This window comes from Methylobacterium sp. Leaf91, from assembly GCF_001422815.1.
Classification (GTDB): Bacteria; Pseudomonadota; Alphaproteobacteria; order Rhizobiales; family Beijerinckiaceae; genus Methylobacterium.
The window spans coordinates 200,251-223,132 of record NZ_LMMP01000050.1 but is presented as its reverse complement, the minus strand read 5'-3'; the positions used below and the strand labels follow the sequence as shown (position 1 = coordinate 223,132).

Annotated in this window: 23 protein-coding genes; 13 read left to right on the top strand and 10 right to left on the bottom strand. The window is 66.3% G+C overall.

Annotated features, from left to right (window positions below):
- The coding region (locus tag ASF32_RS24885) for a helix-turn-helix domain-containing protein (RefSeq protein WP_200919223.1) at positions 1 to 153 on the bottom strand (153 nt) is incomplete at its 3' end.
- 174 nt (positions 154 to 327) lie between these two features.
- Here ASF32_RS24885 and ASF32_RS22090 point away from each other — a divergent pair.
- The 8 genes from ASF32_RS22090 (at position 328) to ASF32_RS22055 (ending at position 10,338) form a co-directional block, all read left to right on the top strand.
- The gene (locus ASF32_RS22090; protein WP_056433699.1) at positions 328 to 927 is read left to right on the top strand and encodes a cysteine hydrolase family protein; all 600 of its coding nucleotides are present in this window, start codon (positions 328 to 330) and stop codon (positions 925 to 927) included.
- Between the two features lie 80 nt (positions 928 to 1,007).
- The gene (gene poxB / locus ASF32_RS22085) at positions 1,008 to 2,768 is read left to right on the top strand and encodes a ubiquinone-dependent pyruvate dehydrogenase (protein WP_056433697.1); all 1,761 of its coding nucleotides are present in this window, start codon (positions 1,008 to 1,010) and stop codon (positions 2,766 to 2,768) included.
- A 193-nt stretch (positions 2,769 to 2,961) separates the two neighbouring features.
- Entirely contained in the window at positions 2,962 to 3,822 is an 861-nt protein-coding gene (locus ASF32_RS22080; protein ID WP_056433694.1) for a transglutaminase family protein, read from the top strand.
- Between the two features lie 294 nt (positions 3,823 to 4,116).
- Positions 4,117 to 4,872 (top strand): hypothetical protein, encoded by a 756-nt coding sequence (locus ASF32_RS22075; protein WP_056433689.1) that lies wholly within the window; start codon positions 4,117 to 4,119, stop codon positions 4,870 to 4,872.
- 53 nt (positions 4,873 to 4,925) lie between these two features.
- Positions 4,926 to 6,326, top strand: a complete 1,401-nt coding sequence (locus ASF32_RS22070; RefSeq protein ID WP_056433686.1) for an ethanolamine ammonia-lyase subunit EutB — start codon at positions 4,926 to 4,928, stop codon at positions 6,324 to 6,326.
- A complete protein-coding gene (gene eutC / locus ASF32_RS22065) occupies positions 6,323 to 7,132 on the top strand; it encodes an ethanolamine ammonia-lyase subunit EutC (RefSeq protein ID WP_056433683.1) in 810 nt (269 codons plus the stop codon). Before ASF32_RS22070 ends, eutC begins: the two co-directional genes overlap by 4 nt.
- Positions 7,133 to 7,721: 589 nt before the next feature.
- Positions 7,722 to 9,452, top strand: a complete 1,731-nt coding sequence (gene ilvD, locus ASF32_RS22060; RefSeq protein ID WP_056433680.1) for a dihydroxy-acid dehydratase — start codon at positions 7,722 to 7,724, stop codon at positions 9,450 to 9,452.
- The gene (locus tag ASF32_RS22055; protein ID WP_056433677.1) at positions 9,439 to 10,338 is read left to right on the top strand and encodes a tetratricopeptide repeat protein; all 900 of its coding nucleotides are present in this window, start codon (positions 9,439 to 9,441) and stop codon (positions 10,336 to 10,338) included. Before ilvD ends, ASF32_RS22055 begins: the two co-directional genes overlap by 14 nt.
- Positions 10,339 to 10,479: 141 nt before the next feature.
- Here ASF32_RS22055 and ASF32_RS22050 read toward each other — a convergent pair whose 3' ends face one another.
- From ASF32_RS22050 to xth, 4 genes are all read right to left on the bottom strand, one after another.
- Positions 10,480 to 11,103 (bottom strand): glutathione S-transferase family protein, encoded by a 624-nt coding sequence (locus ASF32_RS22050; RefSeq protein WP_056433674.1) that lies wholly within the window; start codon positions 11,101 to 11,103, stop codon positions 10,480 to 10,482.
- Positions 11,104 to 11,170: 67 nt separating this feature from the next.
- Positions 11,171 to 11,827 (bottom strand): class I SAM-dependent methyltransferase, encoded by a 657-nt coding sequence (locus tag ASF32_RS22045; protein WP_244477960.1) that lies wholly within the window; start codon positions 11,825 to 11,827, stop codon positions 11,171 to 11,173.
- Positions 11,824 to 13,071, bottom strand: coding sequence for a DUF3419 family protein (locus ASF32_RS22040; RefSeq protein WP_056433662.1), 1,248 nt, complete (start codon positions 13,069 to 13,071; stop codon positions 11,824 to 11,826). Before ASF32_RS22040 ends, ASF32_RS22045 begins: the two co-directional genes overlap by 4 nt.
- Positions 13,072 to 13,231: 160 nt before the next feature.
- Positions 13,232 to 14,026 (bottom strand): exodeoxyribonuclease III, encoded by a 795-nt coding sequence (gene xth / locus ASF32_RS22035; protein WP_056433659.1) that lies wholly within the window; start codon positions 14,024 to 14,026, stop codon positions 13,232 to 13,234.
- Between the two features lie 86 nt (positions 14,027 to 14,112).
- Between xth and ASF32_RS22030 the strand changes: the two genes are divergently transcribed.
- The 5 genes from ASF32_RS22030 (at position 14,113) to ASF32_RS25655 (ending at position 18,865) form a co-directional block, all read left to right on the top strand.
- Entirely contained in the window at positions 14,113 to 14,835 is a 723-nt protein-coding gene (locus ASF32_RS22030) for a ceramidase domain-containing protein (protein ID WP_056433656.1), read from the top strand.
- A 187-nt stretch (positions 14,836 to 15,022) separates the two neighbouring features.
- Positions 15,023 to 16,345, top strand: coding sequence for a homoserine dehydrogenase (locus ASF32_RS22025; RefSeq protein ID WP_056433652.1), 1,323 nt, complete (start codon positions 15,023 to 15,025; stop codon positions 16,343 to 16,345).
- A gap of 46 nt (positions 16,346 to 16,391) precedes the next feature.
- The gene (gene glpX, locus ASF32_RS22020; RefSeq protein ID WP_056433649.1) at positions 16,392 to 17,387 is read left to right on the top strand and encodes a class II fructose-bisphosphatase; all 996 of its coding nucleotides are present in this window, start codon (positions 16,392 to 16,394) and stop codon (positions 17,385 to 17,387) included.
- Between the two features lie 5 nt (positions 17,388 to 17,392).
- Positions 17,393 to 17,848 (top strand): GNAT family N-acetyltransferase, encoded by a 456-nt coding sequence (locus ASF32_RS22015; RefSeq protein WP_056433797.1) that lies wholly within the window; start codon positions 17,393 to 17,395, stop codon positions 17,846 to 17,848.
- Positions 17,849 to 17,986: 138 nt separating this feature from the next.
- On the top strand, positions 17,987 to 18,865 hold the full coding sequence (locus tag ASF32_RS25655; protein ID WP_156467930.1) for a hypothetical protein: 879 nt from the start codon (positions 17,987 to 17,989) through the stop codon (positions 18,863 to 18,865).
- 140 nt (positions 18,866 to 19,005) lie between these two features.
- On the opposite strand, the gene ASF32_RS22005 is transcribed toward ASF32_RS25655, so the two are convergent.
- From ASF32_RS22005 to ASF32_RS21985, 5 genes are all read right to left on the bottom strand, one after another.
- A complete protein-coding gene (locus tag ASF32_RS22005; protein ID WP_056433642.1) occupies positions 19,006 to 19,515 on the bottom strand; it encodes a lysozyme inhibitor LprI family protein in 510 nt (169 codons plus the stop codon).
- A gap of 10 nt (positions 19,516 to 19,525) precedes the next feature.
- Positions 19,526 to 20,398, bottom strand: a complete 873-nt coding sequence (locus ASF32_RS22000) for a tetratricopeptide repeat protein (RefSeq protein WP_056433639.1) — start codon at positions 20,396 to 20,398, stop codon at positions 19,526 to 19,528.
- A gap of 299 nt (positions 20,399 to 20,697) precedes the next feature.
- A complete protein-coding gene (locus tag ASF32_RS21995) occupies positions 20,698 to 21,792 on the bottom strand; it encodes a 5-(carboxyamino)imidazole ribonucleotide synthase (RefSeq protein WP_056433794.1) in 1,095 nt (364 codons plus the stop codon).
- Positions 21,793 to 21,797: 5 nt separating this feature from the next.
- A complete protein-coding gene (gene purE, locus ASF32_RS21990; protein WP_056433636.1) occupies positions 21,798 to 22,295 on the bottom strand; it encodes a 5-(carboxyamino)imidazole ribonucleotide mutase in 498 nt (165 codons plus the stop codon).
- A gap of 286 nt (positions 22,296 to 22,581) precedes the next feature.
- On the bottom strand, positions 22,582 to 22,800 hold the full coding sequence (locus ASF32_RS21985; protein ID WP_056433634.1) for a DUF465 domain-containing protein: 219 nt from the start codon (positions 22,798 to 22,800) through the stop codon (positions 22,582 to 22,584).
- Positions 22,801 to 22,882 lie beyond the last annotated feature (82 nt).

Genomic DNA, 22,882 nt, shown 5'->3' with positions numbered 1-22,882 from the left:
CGCGATCCGCCCGTCCTGCCGAAAGCGCTCGTGCCAACGGATCGCGCTGGCTGCCCCGACCCCGAAGCGTTTGGCAGCCTGACGCCGCGATGCACCTGCKTCAATCGCGGCGACCACACGCTCGCGCAGATCGACCGACAGGGCTGACGGCATGGCAATCCTCCCTCATAAGCCCGTCCAGTGAATCACACGCCAGCCAGATCGCCTACCCCAAGCGATTCAACCCGCCAGGGCACGGCTCTAGCCAAGGACGGGATTGACGCGGTCCCCGAATGAGGTCTCCTCACCCCAAACCCCGCCGTTGCGATTGCAGACCGGAAGCCAGCCATGACAGACCTCAAGACCCTGCGCGACGTCTCCGGCCTGAGCCCGGTGCCGGCCCGGCTTCGATCCTCCGCCCTGGTGATGATCGATCTGCAGAACACCTATCGCGAAGGCATCATGCGCCTGGAAGAGGTGGAGCCCGCCATCCGCGCGGCACGCGAACTCCTCGATCGCGCACGGGAGGCCGGCATCCCGATCTTTCACATCCAGCACGATGCCGGGCCCGGCTCGCCTTACGATATCTCCGCCCCGATCGGCAGGATCAGTGACGAGGTCTCGCCACGAGACGGCGAGAGGGTCATCGTCAAGAACTATCCTAATTCCTTCGTCGGTACGGATCTGCAGAAGCACCTCGAAGCGACGGGTATGAAATCGGTTCTGCTCGCCGGTTTCATGACGCATATGTGCATCAACTCCACGGCGCGCGGCGCTTTCAACCTGGGATTCAGCCCGACGGTCGTGGCTTCCACCACCGCGACCCGCGCCTTGCCCGGCCCCGACGGTCAGGTGGTGCCCGCGAATTCGCTTCAGGCCGCGAGCCTCGCGACCCTCGGGGATCTCTTCGCCGTGATCGCGCCTCGGGTCAGCGATATCGCGGAATGACACGCGTGAGTGACACTCAATGGACCTCGGGAACGTGTGCGGCGCAGCATCGTTCGGGTTCTGAAGCAGGAGCGCGAACCATGAAAATCGATACCGTCGCGGATCTCATCGTCGAAACCCTCCAGCAGGTGGGGGTACGACGGATCTACGGTGTCGTCGGCGACAGCCTCAACGCCATGACCGAGTCGATCCGGGCGAGGGGCGTCATCGACTGGGTGCATATGCGCCACGAAGAGGTCGGCGCCTTCGCGGCCGGCGCGGAAAGTCAGATCACCGGTGAGTTGGCGGTCTGTGCGGGCTCCTGCGGGCCAGGCCATGTCCATCTCATCAACGGCCTGTTCGATTGCCATCGAACCCGGACTCCCGTCCTGGCCATCGCCGCACATATCCCCTCGGCAGAGATCGGATCCGGCTACTTCCAGGAGACAGACCCGAAGGCCTTGTTCGCCCAGTGCAGCCACTATTGCGAGCTCGTCTCCGATCCGTCCCAGCTCCCGTTCGTCCTGGAGAATGCCATCCGTGCCGCGGTGGGCCAGCGTGGTGTCGCCGTGGTGATCATTCCCGGCGACGTCGCGTTGAAGGATGCGCCGGCCCGCGCCATTGCCCCCAATGCCGGCCTCCTGCCGGCGAAGCCGACGATCCGTCCCGCCGAAGCAGAGCTCAACGCGCTGGCCGAACTCCTCGACGGTTCGTCGAAGATCACGCTGCTCTGCGGTCGCGGATGCGCCGGCGCCCATGCCGAATTGCTGCAGTTCGCCGAAGCCCTCAAGAGCCCGATCGTCCATGCCCTCGGTGGCAAGGAATTCGTGGAATACGACAATCCCTACGATGTCGGAATGACCGGCCTCATCGGGTTCTCTTCCGGCTATGCGGCGATGCGAGACTGCGACACGCTGCTGATGTTGGGCACCGACTTTCCCTACAAGCAATTCTATCCCGCGAATGCCAAGGTGGCGCAGGTCGATCTACGGTCGAACCAGCTCGGCCGGCGGACGAAGCTCGATCTCGGTCTCGTCGGCGACGTACGGGATACGATCACGGCGCTCCTGCCGAAGCTCGGCGTCAAGTCCGACCGCACCTGGCTCGATGCCAGCCTGAAACACTACGCCAAGGCGCGCGAGGACCTCGACGATCTCGCCACCGGCGCGCCGACCAAGGGCTGGTTCGGCCTGAAATCGGCCAAGGCCCCGATCCATCCGCAATATCTGACCAAGCTCGTAAGCGAAGCGGCGGCGGATGACACGATCTTCACGGCCGATGTCGGTACGCCGACGATCTGGGCGGCGCGCTACCTGAAGATGAACGGCAAGCGCCGGCTTCTCGGATCGTGGGTGCACGGCTCCATGGCGAACGCCATGGCGCAGGGCATCGGCGCACAGGCGGCCTCTCCCGGCCGGCAGGTCGTTTCCTTGTCGGGCGATGGCGGTTTCTCGATGCTGATGGGCGATCTCCTGACACTGCGGCAGGAGAAGCTGCCGTTGAAGATCGTGATTTACAACAACGGCTCCCTCGGCTTCGTCGAAATGGAGATGAAGGCCGCAGGCTATCTCGAAACCGGCGTCGCGCTCGAGAACCCCGATTTCGCCGCGATGGCCCGGGCGGTCGGGCTCCACGCGGTGCGGGTAGAAGACCCGGCCGAACTGGAGGGCGCGATCCGGAACGTGCTCGCCCATGACGGTCCGGCCGTACTCGACGTGGTGGTCAACCGCCAGGAACTCTCGATCCCACCGAAGATCGACGGACAGCAGGTGAAGGGCTTCAGCCTTTACGTGCTGCGTGCGGTGATGAGCGGCCGCGGGGATTCGGTTCTCGATCTCGCCAAGACGAACATCATCCGGTAGCTGAAGCACTGCTTCGAAGGTATCCAGACCGAGCCGTGATGCGGCCTCCAGGCTCAACGGTGGCCGCATCCTCGGACAAAAGATCGGTTTGGCAGCGGGCCGGGAAGCGCAAGCCGGCCTTAGCAACAGGATCCTTGCAGCTGCGGCGGGCGTAATCCTTGCACGGTCTTCCGAAACGGAGGAAGGAGCTTCCATGCGCTACATGCTCGGCTGCAGTCTGTCTTATAACATACTGTCGGACACGACGTTTATCTTCAATATCGAGGTCGCTCGACTGAAGAGCCTTGAGATTCTCAGCGAGACGCTGATTCTCAAGCCCGACCTGAAGCGGGAAATCTACATCTCGCCCGATCTGCAAAACCGCTATCTTGGGGTGAACGTCCCCGCCGGCCAGTTCTCGCTGGAATACAACGCCGAGGTCGAGCTCACCGTCCATCGGGCCGATCCGGCCACGATCAACGAAACGCCGATCTCGCAGCTTCCCCTCGACATCCTGCCGTTCCTGCTGCCCAGCCGCTTCGTCTCGTCCGACCGGCTGACGCCCTTCGCGCAGGCGGAGTTCGGGGCGATGCCCAAGGGGCACCAGCGCGTCAATGCGATCTGCAACTGGATTCACGATCATCTCACCTACCAGCCCGGCACCAGCGACGGCGAGACGACCGCCGATGAGAGCCTGCTCAAGCGCGCCGGCGTGTGCCGCGATTTCGCGCATATCGGGACGGCCTTCTGCCGAGCCCTGGGCATCCCCGCCCGTTTCGTGAGCTGCTACGCCCACGGGCTCGTGCCGAGCGATTTCCACGCTGTGTTCGAGGCCTATCTCGACGGCCGCTGGTGGCTGTTCGACGCCACCCGTCAGGCCGATCTCGACGGTCTCGTCCGCATCGGCGTCGGCCGGGATGCGGCCGAGATCGCCTTCTCGACGCCCTACGGCAACATGCAGCCGGTCAACCAGCAAATCCGTATCGCGCGCTCCGACGGCCTCGGCAGCCCGCCCCAGCGCACGGTCGACGCGATCTCGACGGAATTGCCCGCGCCGCATGCGGGAGCGGCCTGAAAGCGCATCCTCACAATTGTCCCCGGCACTTGAATAGAGCAGCGGATCACAGGGTGACGGCATCCTGTGATCCCGGTCCGGTTCATCTGGAAAGAGACACACGCGACATTCAGCTGGGATGTCATGTGGGGTCGACATTGAGCCGGCACATCCCGCCGGACGTTAAGCCTTGCCCCCTTCTATGCCTGATCCTGAATTGAGGGGGATCACCCTCGCTTTTTTTCAGTCGAACGCGGGTTCGGCCGGCTATAGATCGGTTTTTCCCATGCGCACGACGGTAGGGAACGAGGCACGATGGCAGCCCCTCTTCAGACGCGCGGATCCACATCCGCGGCCTACCGCGCTGCGTTTCGCGCGGTCACTTCCCTGTGGCGCGAGACGGGGCTCGTCGCCCTCGCCCTGATCGTTCAGTCGCTCCTCACCGCCCGTATGAGCGGTTCGAAAAACTCAAGCGGATCACTAACGGCCGCTCTCATCGAGATCGCCGTCACCATTCTCCTCGTCCCTTACACGATGGCGATCTATCGTCATGTCCTCGGTTTGCGGCCGGAGAGCGCCCAGACCCTGCTGAACGAGGCGATGCGGCGGAAGGATCTCATCGCCTATCACCTCGGATGGTTTCTCATCGGCATCCTGTGGGTGCGGGTGGCGATCCTTCCCATGGCTGCGCTCGGTCTCCTGATGATTCCCGCTTTCGTCCTCACCATTTGGCTGACGAGCCGCCTCTTCACCGTCGGGCCCACCCTCGCGATCGAGGGGTTGGAGGTCACGCCGCAGGCCGCGTTTCGGGCCACGGCCGGTCAGGTCTGGACCATCTTCTACATCGGCTTTCGCGTGGCCCTACCGCTCGTAGCGCTCGCGCTCCTTCTAGGCATTCTGGTCTTCGCCTCCAGCGATCAGCCAGCGGGTAGGGCAGGGACGCCGCCCTCGATCCTCACGGAAATTCTGATTCTCCCGTTCTCCCTGTTCGGCGTCGTCCTTCGCGCCGTCCTCGAGGCGCAGATCTTTCGGGAGCTCGGTCTTTTCAGCTCAAGGCGAGAGGTGGAATAACGATTCTGCCGGGTGGCTCGATTTTCGCGACGACGATGCAGGAGCGTTAAACAATGACCTATCGCCACATCGTCGGCCCCAAGACCCATGTCTTCGCCGATCTCGCGGCCCTGATGGCCAAGGCGACGCCGCTGAGATCCGGCGACCGGCTCGCCGGCATCGCTGCGGAATCGGCGGAGGAGGGGATGGCCGCCCGCTGGTGCCTGTCCGAGGTGCCGCTGTCGGAGATCCTGGCCAAACCCCTCATTCCCTACGAGGAGGACGACGTCACTCGCCTCATCCTCGATACGCACGATGCGGTGGCCTTCAGGGAGATCGCCCATCTCACCGTCGGCGATTTCCGCGAGTTCCTGATCAAGGCGTCCTCCGAGACGCTGACCCGGATCTCGCCCGGCATCACGCCGGAGATCGCTGCCGCCGTCTCGAAGATCATGCGTCATCAGGACCTGATCCTGGTGGCGCGCAAATGCCGGGTGGTGACGAAGTTCCGCAACACAATCGGATTGCCCGGCCGGCTCTCCGTCCGTCTCCAGCCCAATCACCCCACCGACGATGCCGCCGGCATCACCGCCGCCATCGTCGACGGGCTGTCCTATGGCTGCGGCGATGCGGTGATCGGCCTCAATCCGGCCTCCGATTCCGTCTCCACCCTGAGCGGCTTGCTCCACCTCTTCGACGACCTGATCCAGCGCCTCGCGATCCCCACGCAGGGCTGCATCCTCACCCATGTCACCACCACGCTGGAGGCGATGAACCGGGGCCTGCCGGTGGACCTCGTGTTCCAGTCGATCGCAGGCACGCAGAAGGCCAATGCCAGTTTCGGCGTCACCCTGCCGATCCTGAAAGAGGCGCACGAGGCGGCCCTTGCCCTGAAGCGCGGCACGGTGGGCGACAATTGCATGTATTTCGAGACCGGGCAGGGCTCGGCGCTCTCGGCCAATGCCCATCACGGCATCGACCAGCAGACCCTGGAGGCACGGGCCTACGCCGTCGCGCGTCCGTTCCGGCCGCTCCTCGTCAACACCGTGGTGGGCTTCATCGGGCCGGAATATCTCTATGACGGCCGGGAGATCATCCGGGCCGGATTGGAGGACCATTTCTGCGGCAAGCTCATGGGCCTGCCGCTCGGCTGCGACGTTTGCTACACCAACCATGCCGAAGCCGACCAGAACGACATGGACACGCTCCTGACCTTGCTGGGAGCGGCCGGCTGCACCTTCGTCATGGGCATTCCCGGTGCCGACGACGTGATGCTCAACTACCAATCCACCTCGTTCCACGATTCACTCTACGTGCGCGAGGTGCTCGGCCTGAAACGCGCGCCGGAATTCGAGGCGTGGCTCGAACAGATCGGCCTGACCGATGCGGAGGGCGCACTCCTGCCCGAGGGACCGAGCGCCCGCCTCATCGCGGCGGCTCCCGGCCTATCCGCCCAGAAGGGGATTGCCGCATGAGCGCCGAGGACACCTCCGAAGATCCCTGGGCCAGATTGAGCCGCCTGACGCCGGCGCGGATCGGCCTCGGGCGCGCCGGAACCGGCATGCCCACCATCGAGGTGCTGCGCTTCGGGCTCGCCCATGCCCAGGCGCGGGATGCCGTCCACACGCCGATGGATGCCGCTGAGGTCGCCTCCGGGATCGAGGCACTCGGCTATCCCACCCTGACCCTCGCCTCGGCGGCGCCGGATCGCGCCACCTATCTGCGTCGCCCCGACCTCGGCCGCACCCTGGGCGAGGAGAGCACGAAGACCCTCGCTGAGCGGCCCACCGAGCCAGCGGACCTCGCCATCGTCGTGGCGGACGGCCTGTCAGCCAGGGCAGTGCACGAGGGTGCGGCCGGTTTCCTCGCCGCCTTCAAGCCGCATATCGACAGGGCCGGGTGGACGCTGGCTCCCATCGTAGTGGCGACGCAGGGGCGCGTCGCCCTCGGCGACGGGATCGGCGCGGCGCTGAAGGCTCGCGCCGTCGCCGTCCTCATCGGCGAGCGGCCGGGCCTGTCCTCGCCCGACAGTCTCGGGATCTATCTGACTCTGGACCCGCGCGTCGGTCGTTCGGATGCCGAGCGCAACTGCATCTCGAACGTCCGCCCCGCCGGGCTCTCGCATGAGCTCGCGGCGTTCAAACTCGACTGGCTTCTGCGCGAGGCGTTCGTGCGCGGAATCACCGGCGTGAACCTCAAGGATGGCAGCGGGCCGGACCTGGAGTCGCCGCCGCGTCAGCAGGCGATCGGGGACGGAAGCGACACCGCATCCGTCGCCTGACGGAGCATTGTTCGAGGTCGACGGTAGTTGAGCCGAGAAGTGTGGAGCCCTGTGACTGGAATGGGCACACCTCCGTCAGACGCGCTTTCAGTCGACCGAATGGAAAAACCTTTCGCTAAAGCACCATTCTGAGCACATCTCGTGGGCGCGGCCGATGGCGATTGGCTTATACATGCCGGGGTGAGGCAAAGAGTAGTTGTCCTCCCTCTCTTACTTCGCGCATAGCCGCGCCTCGACGCTGCGCCGGCTGCGATAGCTATTCGCGAGGGTCGAACGGATCAGCGTGCTCTCACCGGACATTGCTGCTTGCACCCGGTCCCGGGAAGAAGCGTGGCTGTGGCGGGGTCGCAACACCGCGAAAGCATCCCGACTTCGCCTTGGGAGACGCCCTCATTCGCCGCGATCCCGCCATAAACCGGGACCACCTCAACATCCGCGGTAAACGACAGTTTCCCCAACGCTTTACCGCTGAATTCCGAGACTGCGCTTCACGGTGTCGAACGACGCTTCGCCGGCGTCGCCTGTCATCGCGTTGAGAAACGACAGCCGGGCTTCACCTGTAGCGGCTGAGACGGGGCCGAGAGAGACGATGGACGTGCGTACCACAGACAAGTCGAAGCTTCCGAGCCGTCACGTCACGGAAGGTCCCGAGCGGGCTCCGCACCGGTCGTATCTCTACGCGATGGGTCTCACCAAGGAACAGATTCACCAGCCGCTGGTCGGCGTAGCCTCGTGCTGGAACGAAGCGGCGCCTTGCAACATCTCGCTGATGCGCCAGGCGCAGGCCGTGAAGAAGGGCGTCTCCGCCGCCAACGGCACGCCGCGCGAATTCTGCACCATCACGGTCACCGACGGCATCGCCATGGGCCATGCCGGCATGCGCGCCTCGCTGCCTTCGCGTGAGGTCATCGCCGACTCGGTCGAGCTGACCATGCGCGGCCATGCCTACGACGCCCTCGTGGGCCTTGCCGGCTGCGACAAGTCCCTGCCGGGCATGATGATGGCCATGGTGCGCCTCAACGTGCCGTCGATCTTCATCTATGGCGGCTCGATCCTGCCGGGCTCGTTCCGCGGCAAGCCCGTCACGGTGCAGGACCTGTTCGAGGCGGTGGGCAAGCACGCCGTCGGCGACATGAGCCTCGACGATCTCGACGAGTTGGAGCAGGTCGCCTGTCCCTCGGCCGGGGCTTGCGGCGCGCAGTTCACCGCCAACACCATGGCCACGGTCTCCGAGGCCATCGGCCTCGCGCTGCCCTATTCGGCCGGTGCTCCGGCCCCTTACGAGATCCGCGACAGATTCTGCATGACCGCGGGCGAGAAGGTGATGGAGCTCATCGCCAAGAACATCCGCCCGCGCGACATCGTCACCCGCAAGAGCCTGGAGAACGCCGCCGCTGCCGTGGCGGCCTCCGGCGGCTCCACCAACGCGGCCCTGCACCTGCCGGCGATCGCGCATGAATGCGGCATCAAGTTCGACCTGTTCGACGTCGCCGAGATCTTCAAGCGCACACCTTACATCGCCGACCTGAAGCCGGGCGGACGCTACGTCGCCAAGGACATGTTCGAGGTCGGCGGCATCCCGCTGCTGATCAAGACGCTCCTCGACCACGGCTTCATCCACGGCGACTGCATGACCGTGACCGGCCGCACCATCGCCGAGAACATGGAAAAGGTCGCTTGGAACCCGGATCAGGACGTCGTCCGGCCCGCCAACGCGCCCATCACCGTCACCGGCGGCGTCGTCGGCCTGCGCGGCAACCTCGCGCCGCAGGGCGCCATCGTGAAGGTCGCCGGCATGTCGGAGGACAAGCAGGTCTTCACCGGCCCGGCCCGCGTGTTCGACGGCGAAGAGGCCTGTTTCGAGGCGGTCCAGAAGCGCACCTACAAGGAGGGCGAGGTTCTCGTCATCCGCTACGAAGGCCCGAAGGGCGGCCCCGGCATGCGCGAGATGCTCTCGACCACCGCCGCGCTCTACGGCCAGGGCATGGGCGACAAGGTCGCCCTCATCACCGACGGACGCTTCTCCGGCGCGACGCGCGGTTTCTGCGTCGGCCATGTCGGCCCGGAAGCCGCCGTGGGCGGGCCGATCGGCCTGATCCGCGATGGCGACATGATCACCCTCGACGCGATCAAGGGCACGCTCGACGTGGCCGTGACCGACGAGGAATTCGCCAAGCGGCGGGCGGAATGGACACCGCGGACCAACACCGCGACCTCCGGCTATCTCTGGAAATACATGCAGACCGTCGGTCCCGCAGTGGACGGCGCCGTCACCCATCCCGGGGGCGCCGAGGAGATTCAAACCTATGCGGATGTCTAGGACTGACCTTCGCCGGCCCGTGCGGCCGGCAGGGGCCGATCCCGGTCGCGCCGCACGTCGGGTGAGGCGGATGGGAGCGGCCCTCGCGCTGCTCCTCGCCGGCGCCACCTCGGCTCTGGCGCTTGATCCCGCCGCGCGTACGCCCGTGCCTGCCACGGGCGGTTACCGCACGGCGCGCGAAGCCCTGCGCTCGGGCGTTCGCGACTACAATGCCGGCGACAAGGAAGGGGCCGCCCGCGCCCTCGAATACGCCGCGGGCCAGGGCCACGCCCTTGCCCTGTGGAAGCTCGGACGGATGTATGCCGAGGGCGACGGCGTGCCCCATGACGACCTGAAGGCTTTCGAGTTCTTCTCGCGCATCGCCGACGACAACACCGATGACGGGCCGGACACCCAGAATTCAGGCGTGGTCGCCAGCGCCTTCACGGCGCTCGGCACGTATTTCCTCGACGGGATCAAGGGCACCTACGTGCGCCCGAACCCGGAGCGGGCCTACGACATGTTCAACTACGCGGCGTCGTATTTCGGCGACCCGAACGCCCAGTACAATCTCGCGCGCCTCTACCTCGAGGGGACCGGCGTGGATGCCGACCCGCGTCAGGCCGCGCGCTGGTTCAATCTCGCGGCTGAGAAGGGCCATGCTCCGGCCCAGGCCCTGCTGGGCAACCTTCTGATGAACGGGCAGGGCGTTCCGGCACAGCGGGCCCGTGGCTTGATGTGGCTGTCGCTGGCCCGGGAATCGGCCCAAGGGCGCAAGGACGACTGGATCGTCACCCTGTCCGACAAGGCATGGGCCACCGCCTCGGAAGAAGAGAAGGCCCAGGCTCAGGCCCAGGCCCTCCAGGCTCAGTCGCAGGTCACCGGATCGTCCCGGCGCCGTCGCTAGATCTGCGCCCGACCACGTTGGGTCGGGGCACATCACCAGGCCTTTGTTTTGCCGCGCTCTTTTTCGCCGAACCGGCACCTACTTCGGCGGAGAGCGCTCTAGGCGATCCGGGAAGGGCGCAATGGCCGGCTCCCGGCAGGCTCATTTCGTCCGCGCCGCGATCGCCGTGACGAAGGACGGACGCGACAGCGTCGCGTCGATATAGGCGGCGAGCTTCGGCCAGCGGCCGGCATCGACCGGCTCCTTGGCGAGACGCAGGTTGTGGAAGGTCGTCGCCACCGAGATGTCGGCGATGCTGAACGCGTCACCTACAAGGTACGGGCCGTCGATCTGGCTCTCCAGGTAATCGTAGAGTTTCGGGAACTCGTCCGTCACCGCCTTCACCGCCACGGCCTCGTCGCCGGGCTTACCCATCAGGACAGGCTTCACGACACGCTCGGCGAAGGGCTTGATCAGCACCGCGAACAACTCGGTATCGCCGAACTTGTCGAACCAGACAGCGCGCGCCCGCTCCTTCGGCGCCTGCGGCCACAGGACAGGACTCGGATACTTGGCCTCGATATAGGCCGAGATCGCCGAAGAATCGGCCAGCCGAAAGCCGTCATCCTCGAAAGCCGGAATCTTACCGAGAGGGCTGCAGGCCTGGAACGCCTCGTCCGGCGCGTGGAAGAACACCGGAACGTGCTCGAACGTAATGTTCTTCTCGGCGAGGGTGACGAGAATCTTGCGGACGAAAGGCGAATAGCTCGTGCCGTAGAGAATCATGCGAAGGGAAGGCCTGTTGGATCGGGGAGGGTGAGGCGGGCCGCGATGGCCCGTGCCTCGGGTGACCTCAGATAGGGCCCAGATCCCGTTCGATCACCCCATGCACGGCATAGCCGCCGAAACGCTGCGCCACGCGTGCCCGCCGTCGGGAAAGGCGCGCCACATCGGCGAGGGCATCGGCCAGTCCCTGTCGCGGGGTGACGTGGAACCCCGCGAGCCATCGGTTGAGCAGCCATCTCGCCGGCCACGGCAGACCGCCCTGATCCCCGAAATCGACGATGTGCAGGGAGCCGTCCGGAGCGAGGTGACCGGCCGCCTCGGCGAGGACGGCGCGCCAGGGCGGGATCATCGACAGGGCGTAGGAGATCACGATCCGGTCGAAGACCGCCTCCCCGAACAGGGCGGCCGGATCGAAGGCCGTGGCATCGCCACGGGCGAGGCGAATGCGGTGGGCGAGGCCCGCGCGGGCGGTGGCGCGCCCCGCTGTCGCGAGCATCTCGGCCGAGACATCGAGGCCGAAGCATCGGGCGTCCGGATAGGTTCGCGCGATGCGCACGAGGTTGCGCCCGGTGCCGCACCCGATCTCCAGCACGCTGCCTCCGGCGGGAAGCCGGAGATCCGCGACCATGCCGTCTCGGCCGAGGAGGTAGAACTTCCGGCTCGCATCGTAGATGTGCCGCTGGTAGCGGTACATCCGGTCCATCAGCCGCGCCGCCTCGCTCATGAAGAGGCCAGACGGTAGAGGTGGAACGCCCCATAGATCGACGACCGGTCCTGCTCGCCGAGTCGACGGCTCTCCTCCTCGGCATAGTCCCAGGCGCCGAGGATGGAATCCGGGACCCGGCCGGGCAGCCGTCGCTCGTCCGCCGCCGTCCGGAAGATCACGCGGGCGCCAGGCCGAGCCGCGCGGGTGATCTGGGTCCACAGGTCGGTGAGGTCGGCATCCGTCATCCAATCCTGCGCGTCGAGAAGGATGACGGCATCGACGCTGGCGGCCGGGCTCTCCCGCAGGAATTCGGTCATCGATTGCTGGCGGAAGTCGAGGCGGCCGGCGCGCTCGCGTAGAGCCGCGTGGTTCCCGGCCTGGAGATAGGGCGGCAGCGATGCGTCGGGCGCGGTGTCGTAGGCCCGGCCGAAGGCCTGCCAGGCGAAATAGTTGGATCGGATCGGGAAGCCGCAGGCGAGCCGCTCCAGGCGATGGCGCAAGACGGCCGCCATCCCGCCGGGGCCATCGCCCGCCAGAGCCACGTATTGCGCGGGCGGGATGCCGAGGCCATAGAGCGAGGCCGGCTGGCGGATGAGCCAGCGGATGAAGGCCTTCTCGAAGAGCGGGGCCAGTTCCTTCTCGAAGATCGTCCGCTGTTCGGCGAGGTCCCGCGCCTTCAGAACGGCACTGAGATCGCAGCCGTAGCGGCGGGCCAGCCAATGGCCCGCGCCGATGAAACGCCCGAGCAGGCCGTAGCGGTAGAAGCCTCGCTCGAAGGCCGAGATGCGACGCCCGCCATCGAGGCGCCGCGTCTCCCAATAGGCCCGGGACGTGGCATCGAGATGCGGCCGGATGATCTCGTCATAGGCGGCCACGTTCTCGGGCCGGGCGGGGCGGCCGAAGAGGCCGAAGAACGCGGCATGGTCGGGCAGGTGCCGGAGGGCGGCGAGTTTCAGCCTCCCCAGGGCCACATGCGCGCCGTTGAGGTCGACGGCGCTGATCCGTGCCGGGTTGGCCGTGAGGTAGGAGAGCGCGTTGCAGCCCCCCGAGGCGATGGTGACGACGTGGTCCTCCGGCCGCAGCCGGAGCGCCGCCATGTCCACCACCGGGTCTTCCCAGATCTGCGGATAGACCAGCCCGCTGAAGGCCGCCGTGAACAGGCGTTCCGATACTCCCGCTTTCGAGAAGGCCCTGTTGCGATGGACGGCCTGAGTGAGACCCAGATTCGTCTCGCGGCGGATGGCCCGTGCTGCGCGCGTCATGAACGGTCTCACGTCGCTGGTTGGCGTGATCGATTCCAGGGCCGTTACGGCATGTGCATGACCGCCCGGTGACGGAGGATCGTCTCCGAACGGGTCCGATGAGAGATCATTCCTTCGTCCAAGCGGTTGCGCCCGGAACGTCACTAGCTCGGGCCTCGGATCAGCGCGGTCGAAGCTCGATCGTCACGGGCACGTGGTCGGAGGGCTTTTCCAGGCCACGCAGATGCTTCTGCACGGAAGCCGAGACCAGACGGTCGGCGGCCTGGGGCGAGAGCAGCAGGTGGTCGATGCGGATTCCCTGGTTCCGCTGCCAGCAGCCGGCCTGGTAATCCCAGAACGTGTAGAGGCCCGGCCGAGGGTCGCAGGCGCGCAGGGCCTCGCTGAATCCTTCGGCGAGGAGGGCGCGGAAGGCGGAACGAGTCTCGGGCAGGAACAGCGCGTCGTTCACCCAGGCGCTCGCATCCGCCGCGTCCTCGGGCTCGGGAATCACGTTGTAATCGCCCGCCAGCACCAGGGCCCGCTCGTCGGCGAGGTGCGCACGCGCATGGAGCCTCAACCGCTCCATGAAGCCGAGCTTGTAGGTGTATTTCGGTCCCGGCGTCGGATTGCCGTTGGGCAGGTAGATCGAGGCCACCCGGACGGGGGCCACGTCCTCTCCCGAGATCAGCGCCTCGATATAGCGGGATTGCTCGTCGGTCTCGTCGCCGGGCAGGCCACGGCGGATCTCGCTCATGGTGAGCGGCGCCCGCACCAGCAGGGCCACGCCGTTATATGCCTTCTGCCCCAGCGTCTCGACGGCGTAGCCCGCAGCCTCGATCTCGGCGCGGGGAAAGCCCTCGTCCTGGCATTTCAGCTCCTGCAGGCAGACCACGTCGGGCTTGGCCTCGTCGAGGAAGCCGACGAGATGGCCGACCCGCTGCTTGATCGAATTGACGTTCCAGGTGGCGATCCGCATGGGCTCTGAAATCCGGTCGGAGAGGGCCGCCCGTCATCGGGCCTTCGCGTCGGGCTGGCAAGGTATGCGCACACGAGGAAGATCGGATGTCCGACGGCTGGTTCGCACCGATCCGGGCCTATTGCGAGCGCGGGGATGCGGGCTTCTGGGCCGAGCCGCTGAACGCCGCCTCCAACGCGGCCTTCCTCGTCGCCGCGTTCCTGGCCTTTCGCCTCGCCGGCTCCGGCCCCAGACGCGACCGGGCGGCGACGGCGCTGGCCGGGCTCGTCGCCCTCGTCGGCATCGGGTCGTTCCTGTTCCACACCGTCGCCGTCCGCTGGGCGATGCTCGCCGACGTCATCCCCATCGCCCTCTTCATCTACGCCTATTTCTTCCTCGCCCTTCGACGGCTCCTCGGGCTCACCCTCGTTCCGGCGATCCTGGCGACCCTGGGCTTTGCCGGCTTCGCTGCCGGGCTGGAACCGGCCCTCGACGCGCTCACGGGCCAATCCGTCGACAGGCTGAGCAATGGCTCCATCGCCTACGCGCCCGCCATCTTGGCCCTGATTGGTGTCGCGACCGGCCTGCTGATGACCCAGACATGTTCGCTCGGCCCGGCCCGGCGTGGCGCCGGCCTGTCGCTCCTCGCCATCGCCGCTGTGTTCGCCCTCTCGCTCACTTTCCGGACCCTGGACGTCGCCCTCTGCCCGAGCCTGCCCACGGGCACCCACTTCCTCTGGCATTGTCTCAACGCCGCCGTCCTGTACGGCCTCATCGCCACGGCGTGGCGCTTCGAGTCGAAAGTGAACGATCGGCGTTCCACACCCTGAGGAGGACGGCTCCGTCGTTCTCCGATTTTCCCGCTCGACGCCGCGTCGCGAGGAGCCACAGGTTTTCTTGCACGCCACAGGGATTCGTTGCAGAAGAGCCGGCCGTTCGAAGGAGCGGCGTCACGCACAGGCTCGAACGACGGGTTGCCCGCGCTCGGCCGAGCGAAGTCAGATACGGATCGCGTCCATGTCACAGAGCCTCCGCCTCGGCGTCGCCGGTCTCGGCACCGTCGGCGCTTCCGTCGTCCGGATGGTGGCTCGCCGCGCCGAAGCCATCACCGCCGCCACGGGCCGCGCGGTGCGTGTCACCGCCGTCTCCTCCCGCGACAAGACCCGCGACCGCGGCCTCGATCTCTCCGGCGTGACCTGGTTCGACGATCCCGTCGCCTTGGCCTCCTCGGGCGAGGTCGATTGCGTGGTGGAGCTCATCGGCGGCTCAGAAGGCCCGGCCAAGGCGACGGTTGAGGCCGCCATCGCGGCCGGGAAGCACGTGGTCACAGCCAACAAGGCGCTGCTGGCCCATCATGGCGCGGCCCTGTCGAAAGCCGCCGAGGCGAAGGGCGTGACCCTGGCCTACGAGGCCTCCGTCGCCGGCGGCATCCCCGTCATCAAGGCCCTGCGCGAGGGGCTCACCGGCAATGCCGTGTCGCGCGTCTACGGAATCATGAACGGCACCTGCAACTACATCCTCACCCGGATGGAGCGGGAAGGCCTGACCTTCGAGGCCTGCCTCAAGGACGCGCAGGCTTTGGGCTATGCCGAGGCCGATCCGACCTTCGACGTCGAGGGGTTCGACACCGCCCATAAGCTCGCCATTCTCGTCAGCCTCGCTTTCTGTGTGGAGATCGACGCCGAGGGCGTCTCGGTGGAGGGCATCTCGGCGATCCAGCCCCTCGACCTGACCATGGCCGAGGAACTCGGCTACCGGATCAAGCTGCTCGGCGTCGCACAGGTGGCCGAGGGCGGTATCGAGCAGCGCGTCCACCCGACCATGGTGCCGAAATCCTCCGCCATCGCCCAGGTGATGGGTGTCACCAACGCCGTGACCATCGATGCGGATGCGGTGGGCGAGCTGACGCTGATCGGCCCCGGAGCGGGCGGCGAGGCGACCGCTTCCGCAGTGGTGGCGGACATCGCCGACATCGCGGCCGGCGTCGCGCGCCCAACCTTCGGACGCCCCGCCGCGAGCCTCGCGCCGTCTGAGCGGGTGGCGATGCAGCGGCACGAGGGCGGCTATTACATCCGTCTCACCGTGCATGACCGGCCCGGCGTCGCGGCGGGTGTCGCCACGCGGATGGCCGAGCGCGACATCTCTATCGAAAGCATCCTGCAGCGGCGCTCGGAGAGCGCCGCCACCAAGGACCCGCATGGCCGCTCCGGCCAGCCGGTGCCCCTGGTACTGATCACCTACGCGGCCACGGAAGGCACCATCCGCGCGGCGCTCGACGCCATCGCGGCGGATGGACTCCTTGCCGAAGCGCCGCAATTGATCAGGATCGAACGCGAATAAGAAGGCCGCCCATCGCGGCCCAGACACGACAAGGGACGGGACCAGGATGGCGGACGAAACGATTGGGCAGACGGGACATCCGGTCACCCGCACCCTGAGCCTCGAACTGGCGCGCGTGACCGAGCGCGCCGCCATCGCCGCTGCCCGGCTTCGCGGCCAGGGACGCGAGAAGGAGGCCGACCAGGCCGCCGTCGACGCCATGCGGCGCGAGCTCAACCTCCTGCCGATCAACGGCACGGTGGTCATCGGCGAAGGCGAGCGCGACGAGGCGCCGATGCTCTATATCGGCGAGCAACTCGGCACCGGGGCCGGGCCGAAGGTGGACATCGCCGTCGATCCGCTGGAGGGGACGACCCTCTGCGCCAAGGACATGCCCGGCGCCATCGCGGTGATGGCTCTGGCAGAACACGGGTCGCTGCTCGCCGCGCCCGACGTCTACATGCAGAAGATCGCCATCGGCCCCGGCTATCCCCAGGGCCTCGTCGATCTCGATGCCAGCCCGGCCGACAACATCGCGGCGCTCGCCCGGCACAAAGGCTGCGCCCCCTCCGAAATCACCGCCATCATCCTCGACAGGCCGCGCCATATGGGCCTGGTCGCCGCCGTGCGCGAGACCGGTGCCGGCATCCGCCTGATCTCGGACGGCGACATCGCGGGCATCATCCACACGACGAGCCCGGACGAGACTGGCGCCGACATCTATCTCGGCATCGGCGCGGCACCCGAGGGCGTCATCGCGGCTGGCGTCCTGCGCTGCATCGGCGGGCATATGCAGGGGCGTCTGATCCTCGACAGCCACGACAAGCGCGAGCGCGCGGCCCGGATGGGCATCAGCGATCCGAACCGCAAATACGAGCTCGCCGACATGGCGCGCGGCGACGTGATCGTGGCCGCGACCGGCGTCACCGACGGGGCGCTCCTGCAGGGCGTGCGGTTCAAGACCGGCATGATCGTGACGGAGACGGTGGTCTACCGGTCGTCCACCGGCACCGTCCGCCGCATCGTCGGCGAGCATCGCCGCCCCGAGCGGTTCGAAGCGTGACCGCCGTGCCGGGCCTCGCGATCCGCGCCGTCCGGCCCGACGAGCGCGAGGCCTGGGAGGGGTTGTGGTCGGGCTATCTCGACTTCTACCGCGCCTCGATCCCGCCGGAGACCCGCGACCTGACCTGGTCGCGGATCCACGATCCCCTCGTGCCCATCCATGCGTTGGTGGCCGAGGATGAGGGCGTCCTGGTGGGGCTCGTCCATTACATCTTCCACGCCTCGGCCTGGACGCGTGGACCGTACTGCTACCTGCAGGACCTGTTCACGGCGCCGTCCTCCCGGGGCAGGGGAGTCGCCCGTGCCCTGATCGAGCGGGTGATGGTCGAGGCCCGTCACGCCAGGGTCGACCGCGTCCACTGGCTGACGATGGAAGACAACGCACCGGCTCGCGCCTTGTACGATACGCTCGCCGACCGGTCGGGCTTCATCCAGTACCGGCGGATCTTGCCGCCGGGCTGAACGGAGGATGGGATGGTCGAAAGCCGGCATCAGGTCCCTCCCCGAACCATCAAATTAGGTAGGATGTGGGAGTTCCACCGGAAGGTGCTTAGCGCAATAATGAGTTGTGAGCGTTAGTCACGGTAGGAGCGGGGGAAAATGCCAAAGACGTCGGAGATCGCGAACGATTTGCATGGTGAAAAGCTTTACCAAGAACGCGCACGCAGAATTTTGCCGATTTTGGTGAGGCAAGCGGCCTCTAAGCGGCCTTTGTCCTACGAATTTCTTGCTGATGAATTGAATATGACAAACCCCAGGGTGCTGAATTACCCACTGGGGTGCGTGGGTAGAGCTCTGATCGAGTTGACCGAAGATTGGGGCACCAAGATACCGCATATTCAATCACTTGTAGTCAACAAGCAAACAGGTCTGCCAGGCCCTGGATTCGACGGCTTTTTAACCGATGAAGACTACAAATGGATAGACAAGACGGAACGAAAATCTGTTATTGAACAGTATAGAGTAAAGATATACGAATACCCGTACTGGGATGAAGTCCTATCGAGTTTGCGTCTCAAACCAGTAGCAAGCGGAATTACTGACCTGATTAATGAAGCGGCATACGGTAGAGGTCAAGGCGAGGGACAGGCACACAAGGCACTGAAGGAATTCGTACGCAACAATCCGGTCGTTATCGGACTTTCGCCCGATCATCCGAAGGGTCGGACAGAACATTCTATTCCATCCGGTGATAGGCTCGACATTCTGTTTGCCCACAAGGGGCGGGTATGCGTTGCGGAGGTAAAGCCAAGAAATGCGCCTCTCCTCGATATTACAAGGGGCTTGTTCCAGTGCGTCAAATACCGTGCAGTTTTAGAAGCAAATGCTGCCTTTGCAAATGTAAGGGCTGATGTGACGGTTTGTTTGGCCCTTGGGGGAAATTTTCCGGATAAGTTGATCCCTCTTCGAAACAGTCTCCAAGTCCATGTGTTTGAGAATCTTGCAGACCAAATACCATTGGGTGCTGATGATTATTGAGGCAATCGAGGCCTCATAACCGAAGGCCTTAGCAATTAGCAAGGGAGTCATTGCCTGTTTGGCCTTCAGAGGATAGTTGGCTCGCAAGCTAACCTATGACATGGGTCGCCGTCACATAACTCTGGACCACAACCCTACATCTATCGCTCGGTGAGCGCTGCCTTGATGCGGTCGAGGTCGAGGGCGCGCCGACCGGTCTGGATCTGCAGGCATTTGCCGCTGAGAGGGCCGATGATGGAACCGCCCGGATAGACGAGGGACGGCCATTCGCAAGCCTTGTCGCGGAACGCGATCCAGGCCCGCTGGGCGTCACGCAGGGAGAGGTTGGCGCCCTCGCTCATCGCCGCGCCCAAATCCTTGTAGGTGCGGTTGAGGAGCGTATCCCAGGCCGCGATCTCGCGGGCGTAGCACCCGTTCATGCCCATGGTGGACGAGCCCGAACCGTCCGGCGCATCCATGCAGGGCTGGGAGACACGCCCGATACAGGACAGGCGCGCGCCGTCGTCCTTGGCGGATCCGACGCAACGCTCGATCGTCGCCAAGTCGGACGAGGCCTGACGGCCCGTATCCGTCTGGGCGAGGGCGACTCCGCCCGACGACAGGGTGAGCATCGCCAAGGCGGCGATGCCGTTCGAGCATCCTCCGCGCATCGTGCGGGCTTCAGTTGAAGAGGGTGCCTACGCCGCCCTGCACACGTCCGAGACCCTGCTTGGCCACGGGATTGCCGGGCTCGAGCTGGGCGGCCCGCTGGTAGCTCTCCATGGCCTCCTTCTTGCGGTTCGACTTCTCGTAGGCGAGACCGCGATAGGCCCAGGAGGTGGCGTCCTTGTTGTTGACGTTGAGGGCCGCGTTGTAATCCTCGATCGCCTTGTCGAACTGGTTCGTGGCGATGAGGCTCTGGCCGCGCGCGGCGTAGGGCGCGGCGACGAAGGGATTGCGGTCGATGGCGGCGTCGAAATCGCCGATGGCCTGGGTGTTCTGGCCCTGGCGCTGACGGACGAGGCCGCGCGCATGGTAGGCCTCGGCCGATTCCGGCGTCAGGCGGATCGCCTGGTTGAGGTCGGAGGTGGCGCCGTCGAGATCGCCCTGGGCGCGCAGCACGTTGGCGCGGCCGATATAGGCCGGCCCGTAGCTCGGATCGGCGGAGATCGCCTTCGAGAAATCGGCCAATGCCGCGTCGTTGCGGCCGGTCTGGCGGTAGGCGAGGGCACGGTTGTTGTAGGCCGAGGCCGAATTCGGATCGATCTGGACGGCTTTCGAGAAGTCACCGATGGCGTCGTTGAACTGGCCCGAACGGGCATAGGCCGCGCCGCGTGTGACGTAGGCGCCGGCATCGTTGGGATTGCGCTGGATAACCTCGGTGAGGGAGGCGATGTTGACGTTGGTGGCACCGGTGGAATCGGTTTCGACCACGGCGAACTGGCGCGTCGCCGCTGCCCCGCCACCGCCATAGGTCTCGCACCCGGCCAAAGCCGCCGCCATCGCCACGGCCCCGATCAGACCCGCCTTCGCGCGCGGCACTACAAACGTCATTGCCCCTCTCCCCTCGGGATCGCCATGCCCCCAAGGCACGCTCCCGTCCGCTGCTGTCGCCCATCCCGCCGCCGGCGCGCTCCGTGAGGGGCTGCGCAACGCGGGGGCCGGCGAATTCCGGCACGATCCCGCATCGCGGTGAACACGCGCTTAAAAGAGCGCCGGTGCACCCGCTCAAGCGTCGCGATGTGGCGAAGGTATGGCTCGCGCCGGGGCAGGGCCTAGAACGCGATGAGCGGGATCGAGGCAGAGGGCCAGTGTTGCAGAAAAGGCGCAATTTTGCGCCTCACCCGCGGCGTCTACACAACCGGGATCACCCGCGTGACATGGCCCATCTTGCGGCCCGGCCGGGCGTCGCCCTTGCCGTAGAGGTGCAGATGCGCGCCGGGTTCGGCGAGGAGCGCCTGCCAGGCGTCGATATCGTCGCCGATCAGGTTCTGCATCTCGACGGAGGCCCCGGCGACGCGCGAGGCATCCCCCAGGGGCCAGCCGCAGACGGCGCGCACATGCTGGGCGAATTGCGACGTCACCGCGCCCTCGATGGTCCAATGTCCGGAATTGTGCACCCGCGGCGCGATCTCGTTGACGATCAGGTGCTCGCCCGCCTCGTCTCGCACCAGGAACATCTCGACGGCGAGGATCCCGACATAGTCCAAAGCCTCGGCGATCCTGCGGGCGATCTCCACCGCTTTCCGGGCGGTCTCCTCCGACAGGTTCGGTGCGGGCACGCGCGTGAGTGCCAGGATGTGGTCGCGGTGCTCGTTCTCGCACAGGTCGAAGGCGGCGAAGCTTCCATCGGGGGAACGGGCCGCCACCACCGAGACCTCGCGCTCGAAGGGCACGAACCCTTCGAGGATGAGCGGCGCGCCGCCGAACTCGGCGAAGATCGCGTTCCGGTCGCCCTCTTCGGCGGTACGGATGATGCGCTGGCCTTTGCCGTCATAGCCGAAGCGGCGGGTCTTCAGCACCGCCGGCAAGCCGATCGCCTCCAGGGCGCGGGCGAGGTCGTCCGGCGTGTCGATCTGCCGGAACGGCGCGGTGGCGATGCCGAGATCGTTGATGAAGCTCTTCTCGGACAACCTGTCCTGAGTCGTGGAGAGGGCGTCGGCGCTGGGGCGGAGGGGCGCGTGGCGCGCCAGCAGGTCGGCGGTCTCCCGCGGGATGTTTTCGAACTCGTAGGTCACGACGTCGACGCTCGCCGCGAAGCGGGCGAGGGCGTCGGAATCGTCATAGGCCGCGCAGGTCGTCTCGGCAGCGACATCGAAGGCCGGGCTCGTCGCATCGGGGGCGTAGACATGGACCTTCAGGCCGTAATTGGCGGCGGCCAGCGCGATCATGCGGCCGAGCTGGCCGCCGCCGACGATGCCGAGGGTGGAACCGGGCGTGAGGGACATGTCGGTCACGGAATCTGTGTCTCCGGCCTCTCGGCCACGGATGCGGTCTGCGCGGCTCGCCACGCATCGAGGCGCTCGGCGAGAGCGGTGTCGGTCAGGGCCAGGACGGCGGCGGCGAGGAGGGCCGCGTTGACGGCACCGGCCCGGCCGATGGCGAGGGTGCCCACGGGAATGCCGGCCGGCATCTGAACGATGGAGAGCAGACTGTCCTGACCGGACAGGGCCTTCGATTCCACCGGCACGCCGAAGACCGGCAGCGAGGTCATGGCGGCGGTCATGCCGGGGAGATGCGCGGCCCCGCCGGCGCCGGCGATCACGACCTTGTAGCCCGCCTGCTTCGCCCCCTTGGCGAAGGTGACGAGGCGGTCCGGCGTGCGATGGGCGGAGACGATGAACGCCTCGTGCGGCACGCGAAGGGCATCGAGGGTATCGGCGGCGTGCTGCATGGTCGCCCAGTCGGACTGGCTTCCCATGATGATCGCGACCGGGGGCGCTCCCGCCATCGTCGTCACTTCCTTCCCGAGACGATCGCGGCCGCCTGGTCATGCTTGGCCGGGTTCAGGCCATGTCTTCGTGGCGGCGCGATCCCGGGAAGCGATCCTGCACCCGGACCGTGCCGCATACGCGGGCGGGCGACCGCCCGCAAGACGGTGCCCGAGCCAATCCTGTGCTCAAGGCAAACCGGTTCCAGAGCGCTCTCCGCCGACGTGGATGCAGGCTCGGCGAAAAAGAGCGCGGCAGAACAGAAGGCCTGAAGATGTGCCCGACCCGACGTGGTCGGGCGCAGCTCTAGGCGATGATGTCGGGCGTGATCTGGTCTTCCAGATAGGAGATCCGGTCCCGCAGGCCGAGTTTACGCCGCTTCAGGCGTTGGATCTGCAACTGGTCGCCGGCGACGCTCAGTTCCAAGGCGTCGATGGCCCCGTCGAGGTCGCGGTGCTCCTGGCGGAGCCGCGCCAGCTCTTCGACGAACTCCGCCGTCCCGTCATCCTCGAACTCACCCGCCATCGCACCTGCAGCCCCGACACGCCCCTTGTTGAAACCATGCGGCACACACGCCCCTGCGGCAAGGCGGTGGCCGCAATTCGCT